The organism is Marivita sp., assembly GCF_051859345.1.
GTDB lineage: Bacteria > Pseudomonadota > Alphaproteobacteria > Rhodobacterales > Rhodobacteraceae > Marivita.
In genome coordinates this window covers 1-6,946 of the sequence record NZ_JBHYFV010000071.1, presented here as the reverse complement: position 1 = coordinate 6,946, position 6,946 = coordinate 1, and the positions used below count along the sequence as shown (strand labels likewise).

Below are 6,946 nucleotides of genomic sequence, written 5' to 3'. Positions count from 1 at the left end.
CTCTGGAGAAACCGGGGCGGTTCAGTTTGGCATCTTGATTGATCCCAGGTCGGTAATTGCGGTGCTCGGGTATCAAGTTTCGGTTGCATCAGTGAGGTCTGACCAATGGTCCCTCGTTTCGCGCTTGGCCATGTGAACACATGACTTCAGGAGATCGAAAGCGACACTGTTCCACTGAGACTTGCGCCGGGCTGCAGCAGGCGCATACCGGTTTCCGGGCACGCATCTGGTAGGCGTTCCAATGCGCCCGCGACATGAGATGTGGGTTCAAGGCAAAGATATTGGCTGGTTTGTAGGGCAGTGAGACATGACAGGGCGTCATCGCCCAATAGCGTCGTCGTCGCGCCGCCGTTGATCCGAACAGTGGCTTTTGTCCAGCCGGAATAATGCTGGGCCGTGTCGCTTGGAATCGACGTGACCATTGTCCGAAGGTTATGTTTGCCCGCTTCGGAAAGCCCGCCCAGGCCGAATGGATCCCATTGCCACTGTGCGGTGATCCTGATCTGTTCATCAGTAGAATGCCTGAAATAGGGGTGCCAACCGATGCCGCCAGGCATGACGGTACTCCCGGTATTCGTCAGACCCAATCGGATGATCAGACGGTCTTGGTGAAGTTCGAACCGTTGCGTGGCCCTGAAGTCGAAAGGCCATTCGTCGTCGGCCCGGTAGTCCATGCTCATCTCGATGTGGGCTGGGCCCAATTCCGTGACGCTCCAGGGTCGTCGGTGCGCCGGGCCGTGCAACACGTCCTTGCCGTTTGCCGAGTTGGGTTCCAGTCGGATCGTCTTCCCGTCATTTTGAAAGACCGCATCCCGCAACCGGTTGTGAAACGGAAATAACGGAAACGCACCGGCTTTGGGCCATCGGTCGAGGTCAATGTCCTCATCGTGAAGCGGTACGAGCACATCGCCGTGATCGACGTGACGCAGTCGCAGCATGCGTCCTCCAGCCATCGGCTGAAAAACCACCTCGAAGATGTCATTGCGGATCACTTGGCGCAGGGCGTGCAAATGCTGAATGGTCCTTGGGATTGACGCTGCCTGCGTCGTCATCGCAAGCGCCCCCTGAGCGTTCCGTCATGGTCGATGACACAGAAACGGCCACCCTGAAAGAATTCGGCGATATGCGGCATGGGCGAGGGCCGTTCCAGTGCGGTGTCCGGTCCGGCGAGCGACTGTGCGCTGTCGGCAGGGATATAGCCCAAGGCCGCCGCGGCTCTGTTGTCCAGCCAACCAGCCTCTACTTGGGAGATACCGAAAACGGTTGTGCAGGTGATGTCGGGGTGCTCAAGTCCGATCAGTACCAACTGGGCCAGATCGCGCGAGCTGACCCAAATCCTGAGCGCGCGCGCGTCCGTTGGCCGGTCTCCCGCATTGCCTATGCGGATGTTCAGCGTACGAATTCCGAATTTGTCAAAGTAGAGACCCGCTTCCAACTCGCCCCAGCATTTGCTTAGTCCATAGAGCGAATCCGGACGCATGGGGTCGGTTTCGGACACGCGTGTTTCTCGCGGGTAGAAGCCGACGGCATGGTTGGACGACCCGAAAACGACCCGGCTGATGGCATTGCGCCGGGCTGCCTCGAGAACGTTATGAGTGCCCAGAACATTGACGCGAAGGATGTCATCGATTCCCTGCTCGTTCGGATACCCTGCAAGATGCACGATGGCATCCACGTCCGCCATGCAGGTCGCCAATGCTTCACCGTCAGATATATCGACCTGCTCCCAGCTTTCGTTGGCGCCAAGAGGTCCCGGATCGGCAGTATCGACGATCTTTATGCTCGTCACCTGCTCTGCGAGGAATTGGCGCAAGGCCGTTCCAACCCGTCCTGAGCCACCGGTGAGTGCGATTCGCTTTCCAGATCGATCAATGCAGCGCGCCGCAGCGTTCTGGGACTCCTGCGCGGGTGGGTTCGAGCCGATCATGAACCGGCACCTTTCTGTGCGTCGCTCACGGGGCTCAGGTCATGATCAAGCATGGCAGGGGCAAACCGTTGGAACGAAATAGTGTATGAAACAGAAGTGTCCGTTTCCAGTTTTCTTGAGGCCTTGAGCATATTTTTTCCACTGGTTTTTCTGTTTTGGGACAGCGCGTAAGGTGGTGTTAGACGTCGCCCCAGATTTAGTACATCTAAAATAATGTACAATCTATATTGAAAAGTGTAAATTGCTGAGATACGGTTTTCAGACACGCTGCGAGCAGCAGGCGGGTGGAGCCGCAGCCTCAAGGCGCGAAAAGGGAGGAAGAAAATGAAACCAGATACTGCAACCGACAGGTCCGGATCAGCAGGGCGCGCAATGAGCCGCCTGAAGCTGAGTGCCGTGATCCTGCCGTTGATGGCCTTGCCGGCATTTGCGCAAGATGCAACCGGAGAGGCACCAGCGCTTGCCGACATGGTGGCGGCGGGTAGCCTGCCTCCGGTGGCCGAGCGTGTCGGCGACGAGCCAGAGGTCGTAAGCCCGCTGGACCAGATCGGCACCTATGGGGGTGACCTTAGGATCTATCTCCGCGGCAGCTCGGACCACAATCATATCCTGCGTGTGGTCGGGCCCCAAGGCCTGGTCCGCTGGGATCCGCAATATACCGAGATCGTGCCCAACGTGGCAGAGAGCGTCGAGGTCACTGAAGGTGGCCGTGTATTCACGTTCTACCTGCGCGACGGGATGAAGTGGTCGGACGGCACCCCGTTCACGGCCGATGACGTGATGTTCAATGTCGAAGATCTGGTGTTGAACGAAGAATTCGCTCCGACACCGCCGCGCTACACTTCGGGCGGCGAGCCAATGAGCATCGAGAAGGTCGACGATTACACCGTGCGCTTCACCTTCAAGGAACCGTATGGCGACTTCCTTGCCGAACTTGCCAGCCCGTTGGGGCAGCATCCGGTGCTGTATGCCAAGCACTACTGTTCGCAGTTCCTGCCCGCCTACAACAGTGACGGCTTGGCCTCACTCATCGAGGAGAACGGTGCAACGGACTGGCAGAACCTGTTCCTGCAGAAATGTGGCGATCTGGAAATTCCAGCCCGGTGGGGCAACGCGGAACGCCCAACGCTGGACCCTTGGGTTATCAGTGAGCCATACGTCGGCGGCGCCACTCGCGTCGTGTTGAAGCGCAACCCTTATTTCTGGCAAATCGACACCGAGGGCAACCAACTGCCTTATATCGACCAGGTCGTCGCGCCGATTGACCAGGATGTCGAAAGCCTCATCCTCTCTGTGATGGGCGGCAATGTCGATTTCGGCTTGCGGCACATTGATCCTCCGGCGAACCGGCCCGTGCTGGCCGAGAATCGTGAGAAGGGTGACTATGACTTCTTCGAGGCCAAATCGACCGGTGGCACCGACATGTCCATCAGCCTGAACCTGACCCACAAAGACCCAGATAAGCGGGCGTTGTTCAGGGAAAAGGATTTCCGTGTCGCGCTTTCCATCGGCATGGACCGGCAGGCGATCATCGACACTGTCATGCTGGGCCAGGGCGCGCCGTGGCAGCAAGGGCCGTTCGAGGATCATCCCTATCACCATGAGCAGATCGCAACGCAGTTCCTCGAGCACGATCCCGAAAGGGCGAACGAGTTGCTGGACGGGCTTGGGCTGGAGCGTGGCGACGACGGTATCCGCAGGATGGCCAACGGCGAACCCGTGCGCTTCCAGATCGACGTCATCCCGACATTCGATCCGACCTGGGTGGACTCACTTCAGTTGATCGAGCAGCAATGGGCCGAGATCGGCGTCGATATGGAGATCAACCCGCTGGAGCGCACGTTCTTCTACGAGCGGACCTCGAACAGCAACGACCATGATGCCGCCATCTGGCGGGCGACGCAAAGCTGGGTTGCGGGCCAAATCCCGCAGATGCTGGTGCCGGTGCACCACGACAGCCGCTACGGAATCGCCTGGAAGGATTGGTACCTGAGTGGTGGTGAAGAAGGCGAAGAGCCGCCCGAGTCCATCAAGAAGCGTCTTGAACTTTACGACGCGGCGCGGGGGATGACCGATGCGGACGAACGTCGTGAGGCCATGCTCGAGATTGCGCAGATCGCGGCGGACGAGTTCGAAACGATCGGTGTGTCGCAGGCACTCCCCACATACGGTATCGTCAAGAACGACCTGATGAACGTACCTGAGAGCATGCCGAGTTCCTGGTACTATCCGACACCCTCGCCGACCTTGCCACAGTCGTGGTACTGGAAAAGCGAATAACGTCGATCTCTGCGGTGCTGCCACAACGGTGGCACCGCTTCCTCACCAGTTCAAGTATGCACGATACAGGCTGCGTGTGCAGCGATGGCATGACTTTTTGAGTTGCTGCCGTGCCTTTTGTGCGAAACCAGTTTGCAGTGCCACTCTTCCTTCCCCCTGCCACCCTTGGCAGGTGATCTGACAACGCTGGCTCACTCCGACCAAAGAGCAAGCAAACAGGGGTCTCTTGATGTTACTTGTCTACATCGCGCGTCGCATTCTCTGGGCAATCCCGCTCTTGTTCGCGGTGTCGCTTATCGCTTTTGCGCTTATCACCGCACCACCCGGCGATTACCTGACAACCTTCGCGGCCACGCTGGCGCAATCCGGTGACGTGGTGGACGAAGCCCGCCTGGACGCGCTTCGCGAACGCTACGGCTTCGATCAACCCTTCATCATCCAGTATTTCAGGTGGATCGGGGGCGTGCTTCAGGGCGATTTCGGAATTTCCTTTGAATGGCAGCAGCCGGTGAGCCAACTGATCTGGGAGCGCATGGCGTTGTCGGTCACCCTCGCGCTGGCGACACTGATGTTCACTTGGGCGATGGCCCTTCCCATCGGAATTTTCTCGGCCGTGCGAAAGTATTCGATCGGGGACTATTTCTTCACCACCATCGGCTTTATCGGGTTGGCAACGCCGAACTTCCTGTTTGCGCTGGTGCTGATGTACGTTGCCGTGGTGCATTTCGGATCGGACGTCTCGGGGCTTTTCTCGGAACAGTATCAGGATGCGCCGTGGACCATGGCCAAGCTGGGTGACCTTGCCGCGCATATCTGGATTCCGGTCATCATCCTTGGCACAAGCGCCACAGCGAGCCTCGTGCGCATCATGCGTGCCAACCTGCTGGACGAACTGCACCGCCCCTATGTGACGACCGCCCGTGCCAAGGGTCTGTCGGAATGGCGTCTGATCCTGAAGTACCCCGTGCGCATCGCCATCAACCCCTTCATCTCGACCATCGGCTGGGCCTTTCCGCAGCTGATCTCGGGTGCGGTCATCACAGCCTTCGTGCTGTCGCTGCCAACCTCCGGTCCTCTGATGCTGCAAGCGCTGCTGGCGCAGGACATGTATCTCGCGGGGGCCTTCATCCTTCTGCTCTGCTGTCTGTCGATCGTGGGCATGCTCGTTTCCGACATCCTGCTCGCGGTGATCGACCCGCGCATCCGCTTCCGGTGATCCAAATGACCACGAAATCCGAAATAGACCCCCGCGCCCTGGAACAATCGCCCGAGGATTTTGCGTCCCAGTGGCGGCTGATCTGGCTGGCCTTCCGCCGCCACAAGCTGGCCATGACAGGTGCTATCATCATCCTGTTGCTCTATGTCATCGGGCTTTTTGCCGAGTTCCTGGCACCATTTGATCCGAACGCGACCTCGTCGTCGGACATCTTCCATCCCCCGCAGATGATCCGCCTCGTCGACCGGGATGCCGAGGGTGGCTGGTCGCTCAATCCCCATGTGATCGCGATGACGATGGAGCGCGACTCCTTTACGCTGAAGACCACTTATACTCAGGACCCGGACAAGAAGATCTATCTGGACTTCTTTGCGAAGGGCGATCCCTACGAACTCTGGGGTCTGTTCCCGATGGAGCGTCACTTTCTGACGACCGAAAACCCCGATGAGCATTTCTTTCTATTCGGCGCGGATCGACTGGGGCGCGACATGCTCAGCCGGACGATCTCTGGAACCCGCGTTTCCATGTCCATCGGCCTGATCGGTGTGAGCCTGAGCCTTATCCTGGGTCTGATCCTGGGCGGTATCTCCGGCTTCTACGGTGGGCGGGTCGACATGTTCATCCAGCGGATCGTCGAGCTTGTGATCTCGTTGCCGACGATTCCCATCTGGCTGGGGCTCAGCGCGGCATTGCCGCAGGACTGGTCGCCGCTGGCGCGATACTTCGCGATCACCGTCATCCTGTCGCTGGTCGCGTGGACGGAACTTGCACGGGTCGTCAGGGGCCGGTTCCTCGCGCTCAGGACCGAGGATTTCGTCACCGCCGCCCGGCTGGATGGAGGCTCGCGAAAGCGCGTGATCTTCCGCCACATGATGCCCTCGATGGTCAGCCACATCATCGCCTCGGTCACGCTGGCGATCCCGGTGATGATCATTGCCGAAACCTCGCTGTCTTTCCTTGGCCTCGGCCTGACCCCGCCGATCATCTCCTGGGGCGTGTTGCTGAAAGAAGCGCAGAACATCCGCTCCATTTCCGAGGCGCCGTGGCTGTTCGTGCCGGGCGGGGCGGTCGTCCTTGCGGTATTGGCGCTGAACTTCCTGGGCGACGGTCTGCGCGACGCGGCTGACCCCTATTCGCAGGACATGCACTGATGAAACAGACAGCCATGAAACCCGACGCTGAAACGACGGTTCTGGAACTGAAGAACCTGACCACCGAATTCGTGACCAAACGCGGCGCATTCCGCGCGGTGGATGATGTGTCGCTCGAACTCCATGCTGGCAAGACGCTTTGCGTTGTCGGCGAGAGCGGATCCGGCAAGAGCGTGATGTCGCGCTCGATTCTGCAGATCGTCGATCCGCCCGGCCGCGTGACCGGAGGGCAGGCGCTGCTGCACCGGCACCGCACGGCACGGGCCGGCGATTTCGATGAAACCGTTGATCTGCTGCAACTCGATCCCAAGTCCAAGGCCATCCGCAACCTGCGGGGCCGAGATATCGCCATGATCTTTCAGGAACCGATGA

6 protein-coding genes are annotated in these 6,946 nt (G+C 59.3%); 4 read left to right on the top strand and 2 right to left on the bottom strand.

Annotated features, from left to right (window positions below):
• Nucleotides 1–146: 146 nt before the first annotated feature.
• A complete protein-coding gene (locus ACTIEN_RS21515; RefSeq protein WP_439525197.1) occupies nucleotides 147–1,052 on the bottom strand; it encodes a hypothetical protein in 906 nt (301 codons plus the stop codon).
• Nucleotides 1,049–1,927, bottom strand: coding sequence for an NAD-dependent epimerase/dehydratase family protein (locus tag ACTIEN_RS21510; RefSeq protein WP_439525196.1), 879 nt, complete (start codon nucleotides 1,925–1,927; stop codon nucleotides 1,049–1,051). Before ACTIEN_RS21510 ends, ACTIEN_RS21515 begins: the two co-directional genes overlap by 4 nt.
• Nucleotides 1,928–2,299: 372 nt before the next feature.
• On the opposite strand from ACTIEN_RS21510, the gene ACTIEN_RS21505 reads away from it, so the two are divergent.
• The 4 genes from ACTIEN_RS21505 to ACTIEN_RS21490 form a co-directional block, all read left to right on the top strand.
• Complete coding sequence (locus tag ACTIEN_RS21505) at nucleotides 2,300–4,207, top strand: ABC transporter substrate-binding protein (protein WP_439525195.1); 1,908 nt, start codon at nucleotides 2,300–2,302, stop codon at nucleotides 4,205–4,207.
• A 229-nt stretch (nucleotides 4,208–4,436) separates the two neighbouring features.
• The gene (locus ACTIEN_RS21500) at nucleotides 4,437–5,423 is read left to right on the top strand and encodes an ABC transporter permease (RefSeq protein WP_439525194.1); all 987 of its coding nucleotides are present in this window, start codon (nucleotides 4,437–4,439) and stop codon (nucleotides 5,421–5,423) included.
• A gap of 5 nt (nucleotides 5,424–5,428) precedes the next feature.
• Nucleotides 5,429–6,574 carry an ABC transporter permease gene (locus ACTIEN_RS21495; RefSeq protein ID WP_439525193.1) on the top strand — a complete coding sequence of 382 codons (1,146 nt, stop codon included), beginning with the start codon at nucleotides 5,429–5,431 and terminating at the stop codon, nucleotides 6,572–6,574.
• The coding region (locus ACTIEN_RS21490) for an ATP-binding cassette domain-containing protein (RefSeq protein WP_439525192.1) at nucleotides 6,574–6,946 on the top strand (373 nt) is incomplete at its 3' end. The genes ACTIEN_RS21495 and ACTIEN_RS21490, both read left to right, overlap by 1 nt.